At 60.5% G+C, this 22,765-nt stretch carries 21 protein-coding genes; 4 read left to right on the plus strand and 17 right to left on the minus strand.

Features of this window, described 5'->3' with window-relative positions; all coding sequences use genetic code 11:
• Positions 1–27: 27 nt before the first annotated feature.
• The gene (locus CFAEC_RS07020; RefSeq protein WP_290275401.1) at positions 28–1,374 is read right to left on the minus strand and encodes a lipase family protein; all 1,347 of its coding nucleotides are present in this window, start codon (positions 1,372–1,374) and stop codon (positions 28–30) included.
• An 88-nt stretch (positions 1,375–1,462) separates the two neighbouring features.
• Between CFAEC_RS07020 and CFAEC_RS07025 the strand changes: the two genes are divergently transcribed.
• Positions 1,463–2,305: a ferredoxin-like domain-containing protein gene (locus tag CFAEC_RS07025; protein WP_290275404.1), complete on the plus strand. Its 843-nt coding sequence runs from the start codon at positions 1,463–1,465 to the stop codon at positions 2,303–2,305.
• 110 nt (positions 2,306–2,415) lie between these two features.
• Here CFAEC_RS07025 and cbiE read toward each other — a convergent pair whose 3' ends face one another.
• From cbiE to CFAEC_RS07040, 3 genes are read right to left on the minus strand one after another with little or no spacing between them, the layout of a single operon-like run.
• Positions 2,416–3,798, minus strand: coding sequence for a precorrin-6y C5,15-methyltransferase (decarboxylating) subunit CbiE (gene cbiE, locus CFAEC_RS07030; protein WP_290275406.1), 1,383 nt, complete (start codon positions 3,796–3,798; stop codon positions 2,416–2,418).
• A gap of 24 nt (positions 3,799–3,822) precedes the next feature.
• Positions 3,823–4,581, minus strand: a complete 759-nt coding sequence (locus tag CFAEC_RS07035; RefSeq protein WP_290275408.1) for an SDR family oxidoreductase — start codon at positions 4,579–4,581, stop codon at positions 3,823–3,825.
• The gene (locus tag CFAEC_RS07040) at positions 4,578–5,723 is read right to left on the minus strand and encodes a M24 family metallopeptidase (RefSeq protein ID WP_290275411.1); all 1,146 of its coding nucleotides are present in this window, start codon (positions 5,721–5,723) and stop codon (positions 4,578–4,580) included. The genes CFAEC_RS07035 and CFAEC_RS07040 overlap by 4 nt, the downstream gene beginning before the upstream one ends.
• Positions 5,724–5,752: 29 nt before the next feature.
• Here CFAEC_RS07040 and CFAEC_RS07045 point away from each other — a divergent pair, with 29 nt between their 5' ends.
• The 3 genes from CFAEC_RS07045 (at position 5,753) to CFAEC_RS07055 (ending at position 7,136) form a co-directional block, all read left to right on the plus strand.
• On the plus strand, positions 5,753–6,418 hold the full coding sequence (locus CFAEC_RS07045; protein WP_290275413.1) for a S1C family serine protease: 666 nt from the start codon (positions 5,753–5,755) through the stop codon (positions 6,416–6,418).
• A gap of 68 nt (positions 6,419–6,486) precedes the next feature.
• On the plus strand, positions 6,487–6,642 hold the full coding sequence (locus tag CFAEC_RS07050; protein ID WP_290275415.1) for a hypothetical protein: 156 nt from the start codon (positions 6,487–6,489) through the stop codon (positions 6,640–6,642).
• Between the two features lie 167 nt (positions 6,643–6,809).
• On the plus strand, positions 6,810–7,136 hold the full coding sequence (locus CFAEC_RS07055) for a type II toxin-antitoxin system HicB family antitoxin (RefSeq protein WP_290275417.1): 327 nt from the start codon (positions 6,810–6,812) through the stop codon (positions 7,134–7,136).
• A 75-nt stretch (positions 7,137–7,211) separates the two neighbouring features.
• On the opposite strand, the gene CFAEC_RS07060 is transcribed toward CFAEC_RS07055, so the two are convergent.
• From CFAEC_RS07060 to CFAEC_RS07120, 13 genes are all read right to left on the minus strand, one after another.
• Entirely contained in the window at positions 7,212–10,031 is a 2,820-nt protein-coding gene (locus CFAEC_RS07060; protein WP_290275420.1) for a DEAD/DEAH box helicase, read from the minus strand.
• A gap of 24 nt (positions 10,032–10,055) precedes the next feature.
• On the minus strand, positions 10,056–11,027 hold the full coding sequence (gene tatC / locus CFAEC_RS07065) for a twin-arginine translocase subunit TatC (protein ID WP_290279830.1): 972 nt from the start codon (positions 11,025–11,027) through the stop codon (positions 10,056–10,058).
• A gap of 194 nt (positions 11,028–11,221) precedes the next feature.
• Complete coding sequence (tatA, locus tag CFAEC_RS07070; RefSeq protein ID WP_290275422.1) at positions 11,222–11,503, minus strand: Sec-independent protein translocase subunit TatA; 282 nt, start codon at positions 11,501–11,503, stop codon at positions 11,222–11,224.
• A gap of 116 nt (positions 11,504–11,619) precedes the next feature.
• Positions 11,620–12,612: a WYL domain-containing transcriptional regulator gene (locus tag CFAEC_RS07075; RefSeq protein ID WP_290275424.1), complete on the minus strand. Its 993-nt coding sequence runs from the start codon at positions 12,610–12,612 to the stop codon at positions 11,620–11,622.
• Positions 12,596–13,597: a helix-turn-helix transcriptional regulator gene (locus CFAEC_RS07080; protein ID WP_290275426.1), complete on the minus strand. Its 1,002-nt coding sequence runs from the start codon at positions 13,595–13,597 to the stop codon at positions 12,596–12,598. The genes CFAEC_RS07075 and CFAEC_RS07080 overlap by 17 nt, the downstream gene beginning before the upstream one ends.
• 21 nt (positions 13,598–13,618) lie before the next feature.
• A complete protein-coding gene (pafA, locus tag CFAEC_RS07085; protein WP_290275428.1) occupies positions 13,619–15,112 on the minus strand; it encodes a Pup--protein ligase in 1,494 nt (497 codons plus the stop codon).
• Between the two features lie 11 nt (positions 15,113–15,123).
• On the minus strand, positions 15,124–15,315 hold the full coding sequence (locus CFAEC_RS07090; protein WP_290275431.1) for a ubiquitin-like protein Pup: 192 nt from the start codon (positions 15,313–15,315) through the stop codon (positions 15,124–15,126).
• 93 nt (positions 15,316–15,408) lie between these two features.
• Complete coding sequence (dop, locus tag CFAEC_RS07095; RefSeq protein ID WP_290275433.1) at positions 15,409–16,935, minus strand: depupylase/deamidase Dop; 1,527 nt, start codon at positions 16,933–16,935, stop codon at positions 15,409–15,411.
• Positions 16,936–17,301: 366 nt separating this feature from the next.
• Positions 17,302–17,643 (minus strand): hypothetical protein, encoded by a 342-nt coding sequence (locus CFAEC_RS07100; RefSeq protein WP_290275435.1) that lies wholly within the window; start codon positions 17,641–17,643, stop codon positions 17,302–17,304.
• 62 nt (positions 17,644–17,705) lie between these two features.
• A complete protein-coding gene (locus CFAEC_RS07105) occupies positions 17,706–17,888 on the minus strand; it encodes a hypothetical protein (RefSeq protein WP_290275437.1) in 183 nt (60 codons plus the stop codon).
• Between the two features lie 1,077 nt (positions 17,889–18,965).
• Positions 18,966–20,537 carry a proteasome ATPase gene (arc, locus tag CFAEC_RS07110; RefSeq protein WP_290275439.1) on the minus strand — a complete coding sequence of 524 codons (1,572 nt, stop codon included), beginning with the start codon at positions 20,535–20,537 and terminating at the stop codon, positions 18,966–18,968.
• 20 nt (positions 20,538–20,557) lie between these two features.
• A complete protein-coding gene (locus CFAEC_RS07115) occupies positions 20,558–21,394 on the minus strand; it encodes a tRNA (adenine-N1)-methyltransferase (protein ID WP_290275441.1) in 837 nt (278 codons plus the stop codon).
• Between the two features lie 61 nt (positions 21,395–21,455).
• Positions 21,456–22,718 carry a M18 family aminopeptidase gene (locus CFAEC_RS07120; protein WP_290275442.1) on the minus strand — a complete coding sequence of 421 codons (1,263 nt, stop codon included), beginning with the start codon at positions 22,716–22,718 and terminating at the stop codon, positions 21,456–21,458.
• Positions 22,719–22,765 lie beyond the last annotated feature (47 nt).

Here is a 22,765-nt window from a genome sequence, read left to right on the forward strand (position 1 = left end):
GGCGTGACCTACCGCCGTCAGTGCGGTTCAGCGAAGTCTGTCCAGCAGCCACCCGGTGTGCTGGCTCAGGTACCGGAAATAGGGACCGAAGTGGTTGACTCCGGTCCGTCCGGGAAGTGCTGGGAGATGATTGCCGTGCCAGGTGAGGTTGGCACCGAGTCCGGTCCAGGAGTCCCGGAGGGTGAGGATCTGATCGATGGGGATCACGTCGTCATTGTGTGAACCCCAGAGCAGGACGGGGATCTGCGGTGCGATGGCGCCTAGCTTCTGTCGGTTGAACTCGTGGAGGACTTCCGGCAGATCGTCAAGAACATCCAGGAGTGGCTGTCCGGTGGTGGTCCAGGTGGCGGAGGATTCATAACCACTGGTTAACAGAGTGCCGCCGGCGCAGGTGGCCACATTGCGGAGGACTTCTGTTAGTCCATGGGAGTTGAGGGAGGGAAGGATTTCGTCGTAAAGCTCAGGGCGTGCAGCAGCCAGCCCGGCGACGGCGTAGGCAATCACGCCGGTGAGCAGGCCGCCGTCAATGGCGCGGAGGACATCAGGCAGGTCTGAGGGCGGGGCGCCGACCACGGCGGCGCGGGGCTGTATCTCCGGTGCGTAGTCGGTGAGTTGGGTCGCCCAGCCGACAGCACCTCCGCCCTGGGAGAAACCCCAGAGACCAAGGGGTGCATCGGGCGAGATGCCCAGCTCGTGGGAGGCGCGGACGGCATCGAGGAGGGACTTGCCGGCGGTAATGGAATCGCAGTAGTACTGGATGCCCGCGATGGGATCACGTGGGTAGTCGATGAACACAACATCCACGCCGTGGGCGAGAAACCACGTGAGGATTGGTAGCTCGTAGGCGGCAATGGCGTCTTTGGGGGTGTCGCCGAAAATGCTCAATCCAACAGCGCAGGTGTGGGAGGGATCGCAGTGCGCAGCAACACCCTGGGTGGAGGGGGCGAAGGCGATCACCGGGCGTGCGCTGTCGGGCCGGTGGCCGGGTGGAACCGTTTTGGAGAAGCACACCCCTCCGGTGGCGGTGATGGCGCGCCCGAGAGGATCGGTGGTGATGTATTCAAAACGGTAAGAACTGGCTGGATTGAGCTCCCCACGCGTACCGAGGACCCTCAAAGGGGCAACATTGATCAGGGTGCCGGGTTGCATGCCCGGCGTGGTGATGGCATTACCGAATTCTGGTACTGCTGCGGGGTCCGGCATGATCAGCGACCCGGCACGCTTGGGGCGGCGGGACTGTCCGGTGACCCGGCGGGCGATGCTGGCTGTGCCTTCCCCGATGAGTGGGAGGAATGCACGACGGGCGGCAGCGTGGTTGCCCGTGCGGATCACACGTGTGGCGTCGAGGTTGCGGTAGCCTGCCGGTGGTGCCATGTGCCCAGAATAGGGTGTTGTGAGTGAGGTTGCAGGGGACAATTGGGATCCTTCTGTCCTGTAGTGCCCGTCCACTACGATGTCTCCCATGCAGTCCAATGATGAACAAGGCCAGAGTGTCAGTGCTTTCCTTCCCTCTACAGACGGTCGGATGATCGCGCAGGTCCGTGTACCGGGTGGTCGGGTACGTGCCCCGGAGTGGGAGGCGTTGGCTGATCTCAGTGATGAATTCGGCCACGGCGAGCTGCGCTTAAGCTCTCATGCCTCCCTCCACATCCCCGGTATTGAAGACACCGGTGCCCTCAGCACACGCCTGAACGATCACGGGTTGGCCGGTACCACGGTGCCTGCCATCATGTGCTCTCCCCTGCTGCCCGGCTTGGGTGAGCTTGTCGACGCCCTCGTGGCCACCCTTCCCGCCAGCGGCACGGTCTTCGGTATTGATGCCGGTGACGGCGCCATTATTGCCAAGCAGCCTGATCTCGCCCTGCTTGCGGCGGAGACTGCCGGGTCGTTCCACCTGGTGGTGGCAGGTCAACCCACAGGACTGCTCGTTTCACGTGAGATGGCTGTTGATGTCCTGGTATCTGCCGTTGCACACGTGAGCGCCCCTTCTACAGTGGGCTCCCACCTGGGTGGTCTGATTCAGGGCCATTGTGAGCCGATTCTTCCCCCAGCCCCGTCAAGGCCTGCTCCCATCGGTTGGATTCAGGACGGCGATCATGTCACTCTGGGCGCCGGGCTCCGTGATGGGAAGTTAGACTCCCGTCTGGCGCGTTTCCTCGCTGCCATTGAGACCGACATCTGGATCACCCCCTGGAACTCCCTGGTGATCCACGGGCTCTCTGATGGTGTGGCTGATCAGGTGGTCAAGGTGCTCGCACCGATGGGACTGATTTTTGATGCGAACTCCCCGTGGCTCCATGACTAATGTACGGATATACCAGCTTTCAAGAATTCCTGGCCTGCCGCTAGCTCAACCGCCAACTCCCACCGCGCGCCTCATGCCGTGGGGTGGACGGGGGCGTCGATAAGCATTTTTTAGACGCCGGTGGGCGTCAAGGGTTTGCTCACGCGCCACTGGGTGACCGCTGCGGAAGGGTTCGCATCGGTGGTGATCTCGATTCGACGCACAGTGCCGCCATAGTGCTGCTGGAAAGCTTCCAGGCGCTGGATCTCAGCTTCGGTGCGGGCGTTGGCCACCATCCTGCCGCCGGGGCGCAGCATGGACCAGGCGGTCTCCACCACCATCTCCTCACCCAACCCGCCACCGATGTAGATGGCATCCGGGGCCACCGCCGTGAGGCCTTTCCCATAACGGGCATCCTTCAAGGCTTTGGGGGCAGCCCCCATGACCTTCAACCACGGCACACCCAGGCGGGAGGCGTTGCGTTTGATACGGGCGGAACCTTCCGGGTCAGCGCCGAAACAGATGGCCTCGGCACGGGTACGGGTGAAACCACCGCTGGCCAGGCCCACAGCCCGGAGCCATTCAATGGCTACCGAACCGGTGCCGCCGCTGATATCCCACAGGAGTTCACCGGGGAGCGGGCGCAGCGCAGATACTGTCAGGGCGCGGACATCCGGATCCAGCAACTGGCCCTGGTGTTCATAGGACTCCTCTGCCAGGCCCGGCAGGAGTGAGCGGCGTGTTATGGGCACCCCGAGCGGGGGCACCACAGCGATCACATTGAGGGTGGACACCGGACGCGGTGGATGCACAGCAGTGCCGGTGGTGATCTCCTCATCCGCGCTTCCCAGATCACTTAAAACCTTGAGCTCCATCTGGTCATGGCCCATCTCGCACAGCAGGGCGGCGATATCAGGGGCACTGTACTCATCACGGCCCATGACCAGGAAAGGGACACCGGAATCAATCAGTGGGATGAGGGTTTCCACTGAGCGGTTGACCAGGGATGCCACCGGGGTCCGTTCCAGGGGCCATCCCAGACGCGCACACGCCAGGGATACCGACGACGGCGAAGGGATCACCTTGATCTCCTGGTTGCCCAGGACCTCCTTGAGAATGGAACCGATTCCGTGGAACATCGGATCACCCGCGGAGAGCACCACCACGTTGAGGCCACTGAGTTCCTTGAACAACCCCTCCAGGGCAGGCATCCGAGGCGACGGCCAGGGCCGGCGTTCCCCATGCACCGCATCGGGCAGCAGATTCAACTGCCGCCAGGAACCGATGATGACATCCGCACGCCGCAGCACCGTCTGGGCTGAATGTCCGAGTTCATCAAAACCAGCTTCACCGATTCCCACGACTGTGATGGAGTCACGGGGTTCCCTCGGGTTGGTGCTGGTGGCGATGTGCGCCTGCGGATCCCCGCCCACCACCTCGAACCGATGCGACCTCGTATCGTCCTTCCTGGCCGCAGCTGCCCCCGAATTGCTGATGATCATCGGTTCATTCATAAGGTTTAATTCTAGTCGGCGTGGTTACCTCGGCATCCTTCGCCACACCGGACGCGGAACCAGACGCATCACCCATGCCAACAACCGCAGGCGGCCGGGGATCCACAGGGTGGTGCTTGATCGGGTTTTTCCAGGCGTGGTGCGTACCGCCTGCACCACTGCCTCTGCCACATCAGCTGGATACACCGACATCGGTGCGGGTGTCATCCCGGTGGTCATGGAACCGATGACAAAACCGGGGCGCGCGGTGATCAGGCGAACATTGGATCCGTGCAGGGCATCGCTTAACCCCTGGCAGAACGCATCCAGTCCCGCCTTGGTGGAACCGTAGACATAGTTTGCGCGCCGGGCACGCCACCCCGCGATGGAGGAGAACGCGATGATGGCCGAATCCGTGTGTGGCTGTGCCCGGAGTTCATCCGCAAGCACGGTCAACATGGATACCTGCGCGGTGTAATCAATGGTGGCGATCTCCACGGCATGGTGCTCATCTTCTTCTGCACGCTGCTGATCACCTAGGATGCCAAACGCCACCACCGCCAGGGTGATATCGGAGCCGGTGAGTTCCCTGGCGCGTTGCACCACCGCGCGGTGGGAGGTGAGGTCCGTTGCTTCAAACTCCAGGGGATGCACACTGGTGGCACCCAGTGCCTGTAGCTCGGCGGTGAGGCCTTCCAGGGCATTGACCCGGCGCGCGGCCAGCACCACGTCTTCACCTGCTGCTACCAGGCGGGCTATCTCACCACCGATATCGCTGGTGCCACCCAGGATGAGGATGCTCACTGCAGTTCCTTGGGCTGGTTGTTGAGGGTTTCGCAGCCGTCGTCGGTGATCACCACGATGTCCTCGATGCGGGCGCCGTGGACACCGTCGATGTAGATGCCCGGTTCGATGGAAAACGCCATGCCCGGTTCTAAGACGAGATCATTGCCGGCCATGATGAAGGGTTCCTCGTGGGTGGACAGGCCGATGCCGTGTCCGGTGCGGTGGATGAACTGCTCTCCGTATCCGGCGGCCTCGATGACGCTGCGGGCGGCGCGGTCCACGGATTCAGCGGTGACTCCCGGGCGGGCCTGGGCTACAGCTGCCAGTTGTGCGGCGTAGAGGGCATCATAGAGCTGGTTAAAGTCTGCATTGCTCTGGGCATCCGGCCCACCGACCACATAGGTGCGGGTGCAGTCGGAGTGGTAGCCGGGGCCAAAGGTGCCTCCGATGTCCAGCACCACGATATCCCCGGTCTGAAGGACACGATCGGAGAAGCTGTGGTGTGGGTTGGCACCATTGGGTCCGGAACCGACGATGATGAAGTCCACCTCGGTGTGTTCCCGCAGGATCAGTGCTTCCAGGTCGGTGGCCACCTCGCGTTCGGTACGTCCGGCGGTCAGCAGCCCGGGCACCTGGGCATGGACACGGTCGATGGCGGCACCGGCGGCGCGCAATTGCGTGATCTCGGCGTCATCCTTGGACACGAACAGTTCCTTGAGCACGTTCACGGCCAGTTCGTACCGGATGTTCACGGGCAGCAGCCCCTGGATGGGAATGAGGTGATCTGCGGTGATGGAGGATCCAATGCCCACCCCCAGCATCTGCATGCCGGTGGGATCGAGTGCCTCGATCGCCAGGTTGTGCGCATTCTCACCATCCACCCAGCCGCGGACCTTGATGTCCAGGTCGGGGATGGCGGACAGGGCCAGATCGCCGCGGTCCACAGATGGCAGGATGATGGTCGGGGTTCCCAGCACCGGGATCACCAGTGCGGTCAGGCGCTCATGGGTGGAGAGCCACGAACCGGTCAGATAGGCCAGTTCCGCACCGGTGCCGATGATCAGACCGTTCAGACCTGCACTGGCGGCACCGGCCTGTGCCTGTTCCAGGCGTGCTGCGTAGACCTCGGTGGGGAAAATATTGATGGAGGGATCACTCATGAGATCTAAGCCTAGTAGCCTGGGCAGGTGTGCGAACCACCCACACTGTCCGTCTGAAAGCCGCCGGCCGCTATGCGTCCGGGGTTTTGGTCACCTCAGAGCTTGTCGACGCCGCCCTCGCTGTCCAATCCGACCATGGTGCGCGCGACTTCCGGTCGCACGTGACCGCCCGTGCTGATTTCATCCTCACCGCCGGTCATTTCCTCAGGGGACCCGGTGGAGACTCCGAGGTGCAGGTACGCAGTTCCACATTCACGGGCACCGCGCAGGGACATGTGTCCATTTTCGGCACCGACATCGGTGTGCTCAAGATTAACGGGCGGGCACCGACCACCCCGTTGCCGGCGATCTCACCGTGGCGGTTATCAATAGGCCAGCAGACCGTGACCTATGGCTTTGGTGGAAGGTCCACCGCCACGGTGCCCAAGACACTCCATGGCAGGGTGCTACTCAAGGTGCCATTCGCACTGTCACGTAATACCTTCACGCGGGTTCGGCACGGCGTGGTGGTGTTCAACTCCCCGGAGCCTGCAATCCGGGGTGATTCCGGTGGGCCGGTACTGGCCGATGGCCTGGTCTATGGGCTGCAATCCATGATCACCGATCCCCTGGGCTTCAACACCCGCCTGGCTACGGTGGCCACCTTGTCCCAGCATCTCCCCGCTATCCGGCGAGCGATAGAGCAGTTGGCATGAGTGAAGACTCCACTCCCGGGCTCTCGACTCGGTAGCATTAGACGTAAATCAGGAACGAGGTGATGATCATGGCAACGGCACACCCCCACAGAAATGATCATTCTCCGCGAGATAATGCTTATGAGCGGGAACGCAGGCGTCGGATGGCCAAACTCCGTCAGGACAGTACCCGTCGAACCCTGGAGATCATTGAGCGCAAGTTCCCTAATCTGAAAACCCGGTAACCGGGTGATCACACCCCTCGACTGTAGTACCGCCTGTAGTACCATAAGGGTACAGAATCATCTCATCGAACATATAAAACACCCTGGATAGGTGACCCTCGCGTCAATATTCAGAATGACCGAGGCAAGGCTAAGGTTTATCAGATCAATCAGGAAGGGAGAACACCATGAACCCTGAGAAATACACCTATCAAATTTCCTGGTCGGAGGAAGACGGCGAGTACGTCGCCACCGTACTGGAGTTTCCCTCCCTATCCTGGTTGGACCCCGAACGTGCACAGGCAGAACAGGGGCTGCTGAACCTGGTCGCCGAGGTCCTCGAGGACATGGCTGAATCTGGAGAAAAGATCCCCACCCCCCTGGGTGAGCGTTCCTATTCTGGAAAATTCAACGTTCGCACGTCGCATTCCCTGCACCGCCGTCTGGTGATGGAAGCAGAGGCCGAGGGCGTATCCCTTAATACCTGGGTCAACCAGAAATTAGCCTCAGCCTGACCCCCCAAGCACACATACCCCTGATCCCCATGAGAGATATGCGGGATCAGGGGGGTTTCTCTGTTCTATCGTGTCTTAGCTGCCAATCGCCACCACACCGCGACGGATCGCGTCGATAGCCTGACGGGCAGTGCGCGCCATCTCATCGCTATAGGAGGTCTTGGCCACCTGCTCCAGCAGGTCGATGACCTGACGGCACCAGCGCACGAAGTCACCCGGGGTGAGCTCCGCACCGTTTTCAGCTGCCGCGGCCATGCAGTACCCCAGTGGCGCACCGGCGGCCCACTGGTGGATGGCCATGGCAAACCCTGCCTCCGGCTGGCGGGTCAGGGGTAGGCGGTGGCGGCGTTCGTCGTCGATCAGCTCAGACCAGATGCGTTCGATGTTGTTCATGGCCTCAGCCATCGCCTCGGTGGCAGCTTCCGGGGATCCGCCGGTCTCACGACGGTTTTCAAAGGTGCACATGCTCACCACACCGGCCAGCTCCGCTGGATCCAGGTCATCCCAGATGCCACGCTTGAGGCACTGCGCCACCAACAGGTCCGATTCATTGTGGACCTTGGCCAGACGCTCCCCCTCCTCGGTGATCACAGGGTTATCCGGATCGGAGTAATCCACATAATCCATCTCACTGAGCAGGGCGAGGATGCGCTCGAAGGTCCTGCCCAGGGTTTCGCGTGCCTTGTCCACCGTGCCGGTGAGTTTATTCAGGTCACGTTGTTTGCGCAGCATGCGTTCTGCTGTGCGCGCCAGTTGCTCGCGGTCCGGCCAGTGGTGGGCCTCATGGTCCCGGATGGCAGAGCGCAGCTCAGTGATGCGGGCATTGGGGCGAACCCTCGCTGCATCCCGCATCTTATTGGGGCGTTTGAAATTACCGCGGCGGAACAGGTCCGCCACCTGGCGGGCAAACCTGCGCGGTGACTGTGCTGCCCCGCGGGGCAGACGCATGTGCCCGACCACCACGGGTGCGTTGTCGAAGGAATCGGCATCGATGCGACCTGACCAGCCTGATTCGGTGGTCACCCACGGACGGGGATCACGGGCCTGATTGGCTGGTGTCATCACCACCGCCAGGACGGGGCGTTTCCTACCTGGCATGGCGATGACCTCACCGACCTGCAGTTTGGACAGCACAGTGGTCACCTCTGCGTGACGCTGCTCCATACTGTGGCGACGGTGGGTTTTCTCTTCGTCGTTAAGCGCACGGCGCAGTTCCATATAGCCTAAGAAGGACTCCACGGCTGTTTTTTCCGGGGACACCGCCGGGTTGGTCGCGGTGATCTCACGGTCCAGCTGTGCGCGCAGCTCCTCGACCTTGCGTTCCGCGCGTTCGATCTCACGGACATCACCCACCACGGAGCCATCGGCCTGGAACTGGGCGAAGGATTTCTCCAGCAGGCGCAGGGACTGCTCATAACCGATGGTCTTCAACAGGTTCACCGACATGTTGTAGCCGGGCTGGAAAGTGGAGATCAACGGGTAGGTGCGCGTAGAGGCCAGGCCGGCCACAAAACGTGGATCCATCGCCGGCGACCACTGCACCACCGCGTTGCCCAGGATGTCAATGCCGCGGCGCCCCGCACGACCGGTCAGCTGGGTGTACTGGCCGGGGGTCAGATCCACATGGCCTTCACCATTGAACTTGACCAGTTTCTCCAACACCACGGTACGAGCCGGCATATTGATGCCCAAGGCCAGGGTTTCGGTGGCGAAGACCGCACGCACCAGGCCCTTGACAAACAATTCCTCCACGATGTGGCGGAAGGCAGGCAACATGCCGGCATGGTGGGCAGCGAACCCGCGCATGAGGGCGGAGCGCCACTGCTTGAAATTGAGGACCTGGAGGTCTTCCTCAGGGATGCCGACCACACCGGCATCAATGATGCGCGCGATCTCCTCGGCTTCCTCCTGGTCGGTGAGCACCAGCTTGGAGCGCAGGCACTGGTAGAGCGCACCATCACAACCCGCACGCGAGAAAATGAACGTGATCGCGGGCAGCATGTTCATGCCCTGCAGAATGCGCAACACCTCAGGCCTGCCCAGCGGACGTTGTCGGTCCTGTTCCCGGGCTTGACCGGAGCGGCCCCCGCCGCGGCGATCATCCCGATCGCGGTCACGATCCTTCCCACCACGCGCCCGGGTGCGGAACCCCTCTCCGGAGCGGTACTCAGCACGCCCCGGTTCGCTCGTCTGGGAATTGAGCCGGTCGATGGTGGCTTCCAGCTGCTTATTCAAACGCCCATCAGTGCCCGGTTCAAACAACGGCAGCACCTTGCGCTGGACCATCATGTACTGATCCAGCGGAACGGGGCGGTGATCGGTGACAATCACCTGGGTATCACCACGCACGGTGGCCAACCACTCACCGAACTCCTCGGAGTTGGACACGGTGGCGGACAGGCCGATGATCTTCACGGATTCATCCAGGTTGAGGATGACCTCCTCCCACACCGCACCGCGTGAAGCATCCGCCAGGAAGTGGATCTCATCCATCACCACATGGCTGAGACGCTCCAGGGCAAAGGACTGCCCGTAGATCATGTTGCGCAGCACCTCGGTGGTCATCACCACGATCTCCGCATCATGGTTGATGGACACATCACCGGTGAGCAGACCCACGGCATCCGAGCCATGCTCAGCCACCAGATCGTGGTACTTCTGGTTGCTCAGCGCCTTGATGGGCGTGGTGTAGAAACATTTGGTGCCCCGCGACAACGCAAGAGACACGGCAAACTCGCCGACGATGGTTTTGCCGGCACCGGTGGGCGCGCACACCAGCACGCCGTGACCGTCCTCCACCGCCTGACAGCCCTGGATCTGGAAATCATCCAGCCCAAAGCCCAGTCCGCTAATAAATTCTGACAGGTGTGTACCCGGTTCGGGAGTGAAACTCATACCCCCAGGCTACCTGGGTCCGGTTTAGAGCACGTCGTCGAAGGCCGATCCGCCCTTTTTAAAGCTTGTCGACGCCCGGTTGGCACCGTTATCCGCCATCGGCGCGCTCCCACGGAGCTGGTATCCATCGACCGGTGCCGGTGCCTGCACCGGCTGCGGTGCTTCCTCGCCACCAACTGCGGTATCAAGCGGGGAGGCCGACAGATCATCAGAATCCAACCAGTCGGGTCGTTTACGATCCTTACGCTTGTCATTGATACGGCAGAACTGGATGGCGAATTCCACCAGCAGGGTCAGCGATATCGCCAACACCAACATGGAGAAGGGGTCCTGGCCTGGTGTCATGAATGCCGCAAACACGAACAGCAGCATGATGATCATGCGACGCTTATCTTTGATCGCCTCGTATTGGAGGATGCCCACGAGGTTGAGCATGATGATGATCAGCGGCAGCTCGAAGCTCACGCCGAAGATGAGCAACAGGGAGAGCAGGAAGTTGAAATAACGATCACCGGTCAGGGCAGCCATGCTGGCCTCATCACCGATGGTGAGAAGGAAGTCCAGGCCGAAGGCCACCACGAAGTAGGCCAGAACAGCACCTGCGACGAAGAGCAGCACAGCGATTGAGACGAAGACGAAAGTCCAACGGCGCTCATTTTTCATCAGACCCGGGGTGATGAAACCCCACACCTGCGATAACCACACCGGGGAGGCGATGACCAGGCCGACCAGACCGGAGACCTTCAGACGCAACATGAAGGGATCAAAGGGGCCTGTGGCGAGCAAACGGCAGTCATCCACCTCGGAACCGGAGAAGGAAGCACGTGCTTCTGGAGGGAGCGAGCAGTAGGGATCGCGCAGAATCTCACCCAGCGTCGGGGTTCCCCAAAAGGAGGTCTGGTACCAGATGAAGGCGATGATGGTGCCCACCAGGATTCCGCCCAGCGAAATCAACAGGCGTCGACGGAACTCCTGGATATGCTCCACCACGGACATGTCCCCCGTCGCGGAGTTCTTCTTACCGCGTTTGAGGAGTTTCCTCCGGGGCTTCACAACATCAGCTTTGTGTGAATCAGACAATTCCTTGCAACCCTCATCCGATACCGGGGCCCATGTGCGGACCGTGTGATCAACTGACTACGCACCGCAACTGCATGGAACTTTTTGGTTGCGGTGCGCTTCATCCAGGACTATGCGCTGCGGTTGGGATCCTCGTAGTTCTGACGGTAGTCAGGCTGCTGGAAGTTTGGCTGCTGTGGGTGCTGCGGAGGCTCGATCTGCTGCGGAGGCTGGAAACCCTGCTGCTCCGGCTGGGCCGGAGCCTCATCGTCCTTCTTCATCTCCTTGACCTCGGATTTGAAGATACGCATGGAGCGACCGAGTGAACGGGCGGCATCCGGTAGCTTCTTTGCGCCGAAGAGAACAATGATCAACACGACGATGATCGCGATTTCCCAAGGTCCAAGACTCATTGGTGTATGACTCCAAATTCACGTTGTACAAGCAGTCCTTGGCACCACCTCTGCGTTATTGCGCAGAGACAGCCGGTGTCACTTGTGGGTATATATACCGGGCTGAAGAGCTGGTTTCACTTTAGTTGATCATCGTACGCAGACAAACCTGCGTGAATTTTCCCATTGATAGCGTCAACTAAAAAATCAGGCCCAGTCACCTTCATCCGGTCTGCCTGACTGATACTAAACCTGATGAACCAATCCCGCGAGTAGAGCGGCCGAGACGCTGGCACCCAGGTCACACCATCCTCATCAATGATGTAATCGGCCGGGACAGCCAGCTCCATCGACATATAATTGGCCAACCACGTGGCCTCCTCCTGCAGCAGGAATTGCACCAGCTCTGACTGGCTGTCCCCGGCGAACGGATCATCAGCGGAAAACCTCAACCCGGACAGGTGCGGATCACCGGCGTCCTCGGTCAGGGTGATGCCGCGGATACGGTCCACCCGGAATGTCCGGTGATCATTGACCGCGTCCTCCCAGGCATGCACATAGGTTTCACCCTCGGTGGTGAAGATGCGTGCAGGGCTCACCTGGCGTGTGCTCGTGGTGTCTGAGCTGTGGGAATGGTAAAGAAAACGGACCTGCTTCCGCTGGTCCATCGCCGCGCCAACAACGGCCAGGGTGCTGTTGTCCTGGGCCTCATCGCCTTCTGCCACCGAATCAAACACCGCGGTGGTGTAGTCCCCCATGATCCCGCGCAGCTTCTCCGCTGCAGAGACCACTGCCTCCTGATTAGTTAGGCCGGGGAGGTTCTCCAGGGATTCCAGGGTGAGCAACAGAACCCCAGCTTCGGTCGGTGTCAGGCGCAGGGGCTTGTCCATCCCCTGGGCATTGTGGACTCTCACCGAGGTGTAGCTGTGCTCCAACTCCACAAGATCACCCGGTAGCAGGCCCGGCAGGCCACACATCCACAACCGGTTGAGATCCGCCATGATCTCACCGGGCTGGAGTCCGAAATCACGGGCCGCCTCCATGACGGTGCGATCCGGGTGGCGTTGGAAATACGGCAGGAGGTTGAGCTGTCGGGTCAGCTCATCTATTTTCCTAGCGGTGCGTGGCATGTCCTTCGGCCATCCTCTCCTGCGCGGTGGTCAGCAGTGCAATGACCTCATCCACAACATCCCGGGGTTCGGTGACGATTGCCTCCGGCGCGTGGGCGGCGGCATTGCGGATCAGCCAGTCACGGTCAACATCTTCCAACAGCCACCTGTTATCACCCAGGTGTGCGCCCTCAGAGGTCAGTGCCACCGCGCGGCCTTCCTGGACGGTGAGGTGGGCGTGGATAAGCTCTCTGTCTCGTCGTAGATGGGAGCGCACCACCGCTTGAAGGTTCGTGCCCAGAGGCGCGGGGTGTTCCACCGGATCGTCGAGCACCGTCACCCCGCTGATGCGGGTGATGCGGAAACAGCGGACCTCAGCGCGGTCAATATCATGGCCGACCAGATAAATGCGGTCGCGCTCGGGCACGAGCCCCCACACATCCATGGAACGTGAACCGGGGCTGTCGGTCTGGCTACGGGCATAGCTGAAGCGGATACGCAGAGCCTTGTGGCGGGCACGCATGATCGCATCAAGATCACGAGCGGACAAGACCCGCAGGTCACCGGCGTTGCTCACCGCGGCGCCCGCTGTGCCTAAATCGCGGTTGGCGCCACTGGCTGCGATCTTTGTCCACCCGGAACGGGCAAACGCGCCCAGCTCCAGATCCTGTCCCATCTCACCTGCCAGCCCGAGAACAGCAGCCTCCTCCGGGGTGAACTCGATATCTTTAAGCTCATAACCTTCAGAATCAAGCCGGTAGGCCTGTTTCCCCTCGTGGGGTCCTGAGGTGAGGATCTGGCTTTCAATGGGCACACCAGCTTTGCGCAACGCCACCAGATCGCGCTGGAGGGCTTTACGAAAAGAATCAATCGACATATCACGGTACCCATCGAGGCTGCTGTGGATCCATGCTTGGGTGAGATACTTTCGGTCGAAGGACTCCGCGCTCAGGAAAGCGAATGTGAGGTTGATCTGCCGTTCGAGGTCGTCTCTCCTGGGGGCCATCCACCCTCCTGTGCTGGTGTCTTAACTACGGTAGGTGTCCGCGTGGGCGTGCATATAGGCAATAAGCTGATCAACCTCGGCACTGACAGGTGAGAACGGATCGCCCAATTCCACCACCTGCGGTTCCGGCCGGTTGACCTTGTGACGCATCCAATCGACGGTCACGGGTGCTCCCAGCTTATCGGCAGCCTTGAGGATCTGCCCGCGGAGATGGGCGCGTGTTGTTTCCGGGGCATGGTCCACCGCATGGGCGATAGCCTCATCCGTGGTCCACCGCGTGATCAGGCCGCGATTTTCCAGCACACTGAACAAGCCACGTCCGGGACGGATATCGTGGTAGGTGAGGTCGATCTGCGCCAGGCGGGGATCATTAAGCTCGAGGGCACCCCGGGTCTGATAGCGATCAAGCAGTTTCTTCTTGATCACCCAGTCGATCTCCTGATCCACCTGGGAGAAGTCCTGGGTATCAATGGCCTCCAGGGTGCGCCCCCACAAATCCACGACCCGGGCCATCTCCTCATTGGAAGTCCCCAGCACGGTGCCATCAGCGGTGGCGGTTTCCACCCGCTGATCCACCCAGCGCCGGGCATGCTCCAGGACGATCTGCTGGATCTCCAGGGCGGAACGGGTGGTGCCATCTTTAAGCTTCAGCGGAACCCTGCCGGTGAGATCACGGGAGATCTCACGGATGGATTCAATATCATTGGCCAGTTCCATATCCGGAAGACCGACCTCCGCCTCGATCATCTCCAGCACCAACAGGGTGGATCCGACTTTGAGCGCAATGGTGGGCTCAGCCATGTTGGCATCACCGACGATGACGTGGAGACGACGATAACGGTGGGAATCCGCATGCGGCTCATCACGGGTGTTGATGATCGGCCTAGACCTCGTGGTGGCGCTGGACACCCCCTCCCAGACGTGGTCAGCCCGCTGGGAGATGCAGTACCCCAGCGGGAAGCCCTCCCCCTTGGCCATCGGGTTCGGATGATGGATCATCCCGGCGCCGCTGATGAGCTGGCGGGTGATCAGAAACGGCATGAGCCGCCGGCCCAGGGCCTTGAGCGAGACTTCCCGGCGAACGAGGTAGTTCTCATGGCAGCCGTAGGAGTTGCCGATGGAGTCCACGTTGTTTTTGAACAGGTAGACCTGTCCCCCGATGCCTTCTCGTTTCAGGGTGGCTTCGGCATCGACAGCCATGCGGTCGGCGATCCTGTCCCCGGCCTTCTCATAGTTGATGAGCTGGGTGAGGCTATCGCATTCCGCAGTGGCATATTCAGGATGGGACCCCACATCCAGGTACAGGCGTGAGGCATTGGGGATGAAGATATTCGAGCTGGAATACTTATCCACCACCGGGCGGAAGAGATACTTGGCGATCTCATCAGGGCGCAACCTGCGCACCTCACCATCCATGCAGGTGATGCCAAATTCGGTTTCCACACCCATGATCCGGCGCGTCAGGGCACCGGTCTCTGGGTGCTGCTGGACTTCCTGGGTGGGGGTCTCATCCATGCTCAAGGGATCTACTCGCCGCCCTTTTGCACATAGGAACGGACAAATTCCTCGGCGTTGTTTTCCAAGAGACCATCGATCTCATCGAGCAGATCATCCACACCTTCAGTATTGACCTGAACCTGTCCTGCGGACTGGACCTCATCATCATGATCGTCCTCGCGTCCGCCACCGGCGGAGATCTGCGTCTGCTTACCACTCACAAAATCACACTCCTGATCTGGATTGCCCTGGGATTGACCCGGCTTCTTAGGCCTACTTTAGTTCCCCTGCAACACTACCCAACGTTAGGTACCTCACTTCTCATATGTCTTGATGGCTTTGAGCACCTCATCCACCGTGGTGGCGGAATCAAGGATTTCTCCCACCTCCGCCCGGGTAAGCCTGCCCAGCTCGGTGGTGAGAATGCGGACCTCACTGCCGGTGGCATCGGTGACAATGAGGGATTCCCAATTCGCCGCGATGATGTCCTCGGGGAACTGCTTGATCATCCGGCCCCGGAAATAGGCGCGGGAATCCTCCGGAGGCGTGGCTGCGGCGTGGGCGATCTCTGCGGCGGTGACATATTCACGCATCCGACCCTTTCGCGCCAGCGCGTGGTGGAGGCTGCGCGCCGGGTCGATATCGGTGTATTGCAAGTCCAGCAACTTGATCTTGGCATCGTCGATGGCCAGTCCGCGGGCGAGGAAGGACTTGATCAGGGCCCATTTGGCAGTCCAGTCCAGAAGGTGGGAAGTTTTGAGTGGATCATTTGCCAGAAGATCCATGACCTCCTCCCACAGCGCCAGGACCTTGAGGTCGACCTCGGTGAGCTGGTTTTCCAGGGTGGCGAGCACCCGCTCGCGGTAGACCCGTAGCACCTCGAGCGCGGTGAGCTGGCGGGCGTCGGCAAGCATCAGTTGGTGGGTGAGCGTGAGGTCATGGGAGATGGCGGCGACCTCGCGCACCGGATCTTTCAGTTTCAGGTCGCTGAAATCGCAGCCGGCTTCGATGGCATCAAGAACAAGCGTGGTCATGCCGAATTTCAGCAGGTTGGAGGTCTGCGACATGTTGGCATCACCGATGATGACGTGGAGACGGCCCCAGTCATCAGCGTTGGTGTGCGGCTCATCGCGGGTATTGATGATGCCGCGGTTGAGGGTGGTCTCCAGAGAGATCTCCTGCTCGATATAGTCGGCGCGCTGACTGATCTGGAACCCAGGCTTCTCGCCCTGCTGGCCCAGTCCGACGCGACCGGCGCCGATGATGACCTGGCGGGTGACAAAGAACGGGATGAGCGCCTGGGAGATCACATCGAAATCAATATCACGCCGGTAGCGATAGTTCTCGTGCGCACCGTAACTGGCACCCTTACCGTCCACATTGTTTTTGTAGATCTTCAGAGGCGGGCAGGGGTCATGGCCGTCGAGGACAGATTTGCCCTGGCTGGAAAATGCTGCGGTATCGGCAATGGCTTGCATGAGGATGTGATCACCGGCGGCGTCATAGACCATGGCGTCCCAGGCGTTGGTGACCTCAGGGGAGGAATACTCCGGGTGGGCATGATCGACATAGAACCGTGCACCGTTGGTAATGAACACATTGGCCACCCCAATGGTATGGGGATCCACCACCGGGGCCTGATGATAACGCCGTAGATCAAATCCGCGACTATCACGCAGGGGCGACTCATCGGAGAAATCCCACCGCACGCGGTGCTCACCGAAACCCCGCGCGCTGGCGTAGGACACCACCGCATGGGTGGAGGTGACGATCGGGCTCACATGGTCGTGGCCGGGGGTTGAAATGCCGTATTCGGTCTCAGTACCGATGAACCGTTCCATGACAGACAGCTTATCGTCCCTCGGCCTATCCCCCAGGATCTCATGGCTTCTTTCATCACATTCATGTCGAGTCTGATCGCGAGCCTCCCCCGATGAAACGCATGACCTGCTACCACTGCTCCAGGGTATCCCTGCGGGGACGTGGTTCATTCTCAGGCCAAAAATCTAACCTGATCTGAGAAGGCAATGACTCCCAACTGCGTCCTGAGCTTAGATATTCACGAATTCCAACACTATCCGGATGGCCGAAACCTGCGTATTCCCGCCAGCCTTTAACACGAGAATATCCACGTACACGATATTTCCCAGGAGCTAATTCCCAGGAATATAGCTGCTCGTCGGGAAAGAAAAATGCATCGCGCCCACTTAGTGATTCGAGGCCAAAAAGGCTGGTTCAGTGCCGAGGAATTCAACAGAAATTTCAGTAAACCACTGCCATTTATCCATATCGATGGGCTCAGGTTCCTCATCAAAGACCGTAATTCTCATCCCCACTACTTCGTCGATAACCGGAGTTCGAAGTAATAGTGTTGAAATACCTGAAAACAACACAGCCAATTGCAGTTCTTGCGCAGGCATCCAATTGTCATAATCAAAATCTTGCAGGGTTTGGGACCCATATAACTCAGGATCCATATCCGGGACAAGATTCCCAAATATAATCGGTTCTGTTGTACCTTTTAGCACTCCGACAGCTGTGCGTACCACGGTCGATGCAACCTTTCATAGGGCAAAATGCTGACTAACATCGATTGTACAATCGGATCCGTCTAGCGTCGCCAGTCCTGAATACCTGTACCAGCACCATAATCCCGCCACGCCACGGCTGGCTGTTTCAGTGTCACGGCATCGGTGAACCAGAAGGTCTGGCCGGGGTTCCAGGGGGCGAGCATGCCCGCGTGCTTATCATCCGCTGGGATCACTCGCCCCGCCGTGGCAGAATATCCACTCATGCTCAGATGCACTGCGCCATAGTGTCATAGTGCTGCACCACCTCCACGTAGTCCGGCACCACCCAATGGTGTGGATAGCCTGTGGGTATCTCTGCCAATCAACGCCTTTACTGGCGGTTACATCCAGGGGAAAACGCCCTGCACAGATCGGCCCAAGCCGTTGGCCCGTTGAAGGTGAACACCTTGGCATCAGGCAATACGGTTGCTCCGCGTACCCAGTCGGTTGTCCAGTCGAATCCGTCCTTCAATTCGCGGGCAGTGGCAATGACTGGGCAGGGAGGCATCGACCGCCAGGGCCGATCTGTCCGTGCCTCTTACCGCCATTTTTCTAGCGCCTCGGTTATGGATGGTGACAGCTCTTCACGATCTGGCTCCTCCCACCTCACCGATGCATGCTTCTCCGGCCGGAATGAATCTGATCAATCGGAGACCACACCGGAATCGACTATATGGCGGGCAATGCGCCGCAACCCGGCCCTCAACAGTGGTGCAGACAGTAAGACTTCCTCGTCCATGGTTGCCAGTAAGTTGCTCTGAACACAGAGCCTTCAATGGCGTCATGAAGCAACTCAGGATTGATCTCGGCCAGTGCCACCTGCCCAAACAGGGGTGCCACTCTCCTGGATAGAGCTTCAGCAGAATACTGCCTGCTGATCCCGAATTTGTCTGCGTTGCGCTGCAGATAGCTGCTAAGCCGCCAGGTTGCCTGAAATAAGGGACCACCCAGGCCCTCTGAGGCAAGGGCCACCTCCATGAGAAAGTCTCTGCCCCCTGGGGCCAGCAAGCAAATCACTGATCAATGACATGTCATTAATCTATCGGATTAACTGCGGTTACCTCAGGATCGGCTAGGAATGCGGGATCTCCGCGATCCGCGGATGCAGCCAGGCACCCGTCTTCTGTCCTGTGTGAATCAGGCCACGGAGTTGCCCGGCTTCTTCAATGGGTGAGGTTCAGACATGTGGGGAGATAAGAGTCTGCTCAGAACCGAACAAAGTCGAGTGATGTCTGGGTTAAGGAAGCCGAAAACACCTGGTTTGTTCGTCTGTGAGCAAAGTTCCTTCAGGCCCCAACCACTCACACCACCTCGGCGTGGGTGACGCGCTTGCCCTGGCGTCCGGTGATCTTGCTCCACTCATCTGGATTGGAGGTATTGGGCAGATCCTCGCTCTGTTGATTCTCCTGATCAATGGCTTCCACCAGGTGCTTGATGGTCAGACCGGTGGTGCGGCCCTCGATATGGTCCTTGATGGCACTTTTCTTGGCGCGGTCGACGATGTTGGCGATCATCGCCCCGGAGACGAAGTCGTGGTAGTTCAGGGTTTCCAGGGTGCCGTCGATAAGCGTTAGGCGCACGTACGGGCGTGGGCTGAACAGGTGCTCGATCGCGGCGTCGATGAGTTGCTGCGCTGGCACTGCCAGCGGGATCGCGTCGGTGATATAGCGGGCGAAGATATCACGCGCACCGTCGCGGTTGGGGCGCTGGACACGGATCTTGATGTCCAGGCGGCCCGGGCGCAGGATGGCGGGGTCAATGAGCTCTTCACGGTTGGTGGCCCCGATGACAATCACGTTGGACAGGTCCTCCACGCCATCCAGTTCGGCGAGCAGCTGTGGGACCACGGTGGTTTCCATGTCGGAGCTGACACCTGAACCACGGATGCGGAAGATGGATTCCATCTCATCGAAGAAGATGATCACGGGGCGGCCATCACCCGCCAGCTCGCGGGCGCGTTCGAAGATCACGCGGATCTGGCGCTCAGTCTCACCGACGTACTTGTTGAGCAGCTCCGGGCCCTTGACGTTGATGAAATAGGAAGTGCCGGCCTCCCCTATCCGCTGGGACAGGGAATTGGCCACCGCCTTGGCAATCAGCGTCTTGCCACACCCAGGTGGTCCGTAGAGCAGCACGCCCTTGGGTGGGTGCAGGTTGTAGGCGCGGTACATCTCCGGATGCAGGAACGGCAATTCGACGGCATCCTGGATCAGTTCGATCTGATCGTCCAGACCACCGATGTCGGCATAGGACACATCCGGGGCCTCCTCCAGCGCCAGCTTGGAGATTTCCGTCTTGGGGATATTCTCAAAGGCATACCCGGCGCGGCGATCCACCAGGAGGGTATCTCCCGGGCGTGGCAGTTTGCGGGTGCGGTCCATGAGGGGGCCTGCGAGTTTGACCACGCGTTCCTCGCCGGAACGGTCAGAGATCAGCGCGCGGTCGCGGCCAACCATCTCCATGAGGGTGGCCAGGTCACCGGTTTGTTCGAAGTCGCAGGCCTCCAGGACCTGGTTGCCTTCACCAAGGCGTACCTGGACGCCGGGCATGAGGTCGCCGGCGCACAGCATGGGTGAGGTGGCCACGCGCATGCGCCTGCCGCCAGCGAAGATTTCTGCGCTCTTGCCGTCCTGCGACATCTCCAGGAAGGTGCCGTAGAGCGAGGGTGGCTGGGCCATGTCCTCGAGTTGTTCGTACATCATCGAGAGTTTGTCGCGTGATGATTTCAACATCTCCGCCAGTTTGGCGTTGCGGGCGCCCAGGTCCTGGTTGGTGCGTTTGAGCGCCCGCGCTTCATCGGCGAGTCGGGTCATCTCCTCGCGGTTGAACTCAGAGAAGGAGCTGGGGTCTGTTGGTGAAGCCATGGCTGCCACTCTAGTCCCCGTCTGAGTGCTTATCGACGCGCGCGTCGCTGTGGGCGAGGTGGCGTGACGCCGTCAGCGAGGCGTCGAGCCATGACCAGGAATGCGGTGTGGGCATTCATGCGGTGTTCCGGGCGGGTGGCCAGGCCTTCGACCTTCCAGTCACGGATGAGGGATTCCCAGGCGCGTGGTTCGGTGAAGCACTGCAGCTCACGCAGGCCTTCCATGACTTTCATCAGCTGTGGCACGGTGGCCACATAGGTCATGAACACTCCACCCGGGATGAGGAGGTTCTTGGATACCTCGAGGCAGTCCCAGGGTTCGAGCATGTCCAGGACGATGCGGTCCACAGGGCCACCGATGTTGTCGACGGTGGCGTCTTTGAGGTCACCCAGTCGGGGGTCCCAGGTGGCCGGGCGCTCGCCGAAGTATTCTTCGACGTTGTTGACGGCGAACTCCAGGTGATCATCACGGATCTCATAGGAGATGAGCTTGCCTTCATGCCCGATGGCGCGTAGCAGCGCCATGGACAGTGCACCTGAACCGGCACCGGCCTCCAGGACGCGGGCGCCGGGGAAGATATCGCCCTCGACCAGGATCTGGGCGGAGTCCTTCGGGTAGATCACTGCGGCGCCACGGGGCATGGACAGGACGTGGTCCACCATGAGGTGACGGAAGCAGAGGAAGTCCGAGCCCATGGTGGACTGCACGACGGTGCCTTCATCTGCGCCGATGATCTCATCGTGAGGGATCTGTCCGCGGTGGGTGTGGTAGCTGCCTCCCGGTTCCAGGATGATGGTGAAGTGACGGCGTTTGGCGTCGGTGAGCTGAACGCGGTCGCCTGCTTGGAACGGGCCGGAATAGGGCATGTGCCCTCGCTTTCTGTGTGCGGGTGAAACGTGCGTCTTGGGGGTGGACGCGCAATCGGCGTTAATTTACCAGATAGGCCTCAAGGGCCTTCTCGAACCATCCCAGATCCTTCACACCGGCCATCTCCCGGGCTGAGTGCATGGACAACAGTGGGATGCCCACATCCACGGAAGCAATACCCAGGCGGGTGGCACTGATGGGTCCGATGGTGGAACCACACGGCACATCGTTGCGGCCGGCGAACACCTGGTGTGGGACCCCTGCTGACTGGCAGGCGCGGATCCACATGCCGGAGGTGACGGCATCTGAGGTGTAGCGCTGATTGGCGTTGACCTTGAGCACCGGCCCCTGGCCGATGATGGGATGATTCACCGGATCGTGTTTGCCCGCGTGGTTGGGGTGGATGGAGTGGGCGGCATCGGCTGAGACCATCGTGGAGCGGGTGAACATGCGACGGCGCTCATCCTCATCTGCGCCCAGTGCGCGGGCAGTGCGGATGAGTACATCTTCCAGGAGCGGGCCTCCGGCACCGGTGGTGGAATTAGACCCCACCTCCTCGTGATCAAAGGCAGCTAGTACGAGGATGTCATCTCCGGCGTCCTCCGACTGGGCAGCGGCGATGAGGGCTGTCATGGAGGGCTGTACTGAGGAGAGGTTGTCCAGACGGCCAGCGGCAATGAAATCGCCATGGGCACCGAAAACCTCCGGGACCTGGGTGTCCACGGTGATCAGGTCATGGGCGATGATGTCATAGGGTTCCACACCGGCGGCCTCTGCCAGGACGTCCATGATGGAGACATCCGGATCCCCCACTGCGAACACCGGCTGCAGGTGCTGCTGCGGGTTGAGTGTGAGGTTGGAGTTGACGGTGCGGTCCAGGTGGATCGCCACGTGGGGGATCCTCAGGATGGCACCGGTGTTGACGAGTTTGACGGAACCGTCGCAAAGCGCAATGCGGCCGGCCAGCGACAGCTCACGGTCAAGCCAGGAGGCGTAGATGGGGCCGCCGTAGACCTCGACGCCGGCCTGCTGCCAACCGTGCGACTGCAGGTCGCCGCGGGGCTTGAGTTTGAAACCGGGAGAATCCGTATGGGAGCCGATGATACGGAACCCGGAATCCGGGGAGGCATTCTCGGGCACCCACCAGGCAATGACGGCACCGCCCCGCACCAGAACATGACCACCCGGGGTAGCGTCCCAGGCATCCGACTCATCCTGGGGCACGAACCCCTCGTGGATCAGGCGGCGCGCCACGGTGTCAGCGGCGTGGTAGGAACTCGGGCTCAACGACAGGAAACTCAGGAAATCATCGGTCACATGCATGCGATCAACACTAGCCAACCTGCTGGAAATTCCGCAGGAAGCTGGCT

The organism is Corynebacterium faecale (genome assembly GCF_030408735.1).
Taxonomy (GTDB): domain Bacteria; phylum Actinomycetota; class Actinomycetes; order Mycobacteriales; family Mycobacteriaceae; genus Corynebacterium; species Corynebacterium faecale.

Bases quoted from the DNA above. Each gene is read 5' to 3' on its own strand.
- CFAEC_RS07020 (WP_290275401.1), bottom strand. From the start codon at position 1,374: ATGGCACCACCGGCAGGCTACCGCAACCTCGACGCCACACGTGTGATC.
- CFAEC_RS07025 (WP_290275404.1), top strand. From the start codon at position 1,463: ATGCAGTCCAATGATGAACAAGGCCAGAGTGTCAGTGCTTTCCTTCCC.
- cbiE (WP_290275406.1), bottom strand. From the start codon at position 3,798: ATGAATGAACCGATGATCATCAGCAATTCGGGGGCAGCTGCGGCCAGG.
- CFAEC_RS07040 (WP_290275411.1), bottom strand. From the start codon at position 5,723: ATGAGTGATCCCTCCATCAATATTTTCCCCACCGAGGTCTACGCAGCA.
- CFAEC_RS07050 (WP_290275415.1), top strand. From the start codon at position 6,487: ATGGCAACGGCACACCCCCACAGAAATGATCATTCTCCGCGAGATAAT.
- CFAEC_RS07055 (WP_290275417.1), top strand. From the start codon at position 6,810: ATGAACCCTGAGAAATACACCTATCAAATTTCCTGGTCGGAGGAAGAC.
- CFAEC_RS07060 (WP_290275420.1), bottom strand. From the start codon at position 10,031: ATGAGTTTCACTCCCGAACCGGGTACACACCTGTCAGAATTTATTAGC.
- tatC (WP_290279830.1), bottom strand. From the start codon at position 11,027: ATGTCCGTGGTGGAGCATATCCAGGAGTTCCGTCGACGCCTGTTGATT.
- tatA (WP_290275422.1), bottom strand. From the start codon at position 11,503: ATGAGTCTTGGACCTTGGGAAATCGCGATCATCGTCGTGTTGATCATT.
- CFAEC_RS07075 (WP_290275424.1), bottom strand. From the start codon at position 12,612: ATGCCACGCACCGCTAGGAAAATAGATGAGCTGACCCGACAGCTCAAC.
- CFAEC_RS07080 (WP_290275426.1), bottom strand. From the start codon at position 13,597: ATGGCCCCCAGGAGAGACGACCTCGAACGGCAGATCAACCTCACATTC.
- pafA (WP_290275428.1), bottom strand. From the start codon at position 15,112: ATGGATGAGACCCCCACCCAGGAAGTCCAGCAGCACCCAGAGACCGGT.
- dop (WP_290275433.1), bottom strand. From the start codon at position 16,935: ATGGAACGGTTCATCGGTACTGAGACCGAATACGGCATTTCAACCCCC.
- CFAEC_RS07105 (WP_290275437.1), bottom strand. From the start codon at position 17,888: ATGAGTGGATATTCTGCCACGGCGGGGCGAGTGATCCCAGCGGATGAT.
- CFAEC_RS07115 (WP_290275441.1), bottom strand. From the start codon at position 21,394: ATGCCCTATTCCGGCCCGTTCCAAGCAGGCGACCGCGTTCAGCTCACC.
- CFAEC_RS07120 (WP_290275442.1), bottom strand. From the start codon at position 22,718: ATGCATGTGACCGATGATTTCCTGAGTTTCCTGTCGTTGAGCCCGAGT.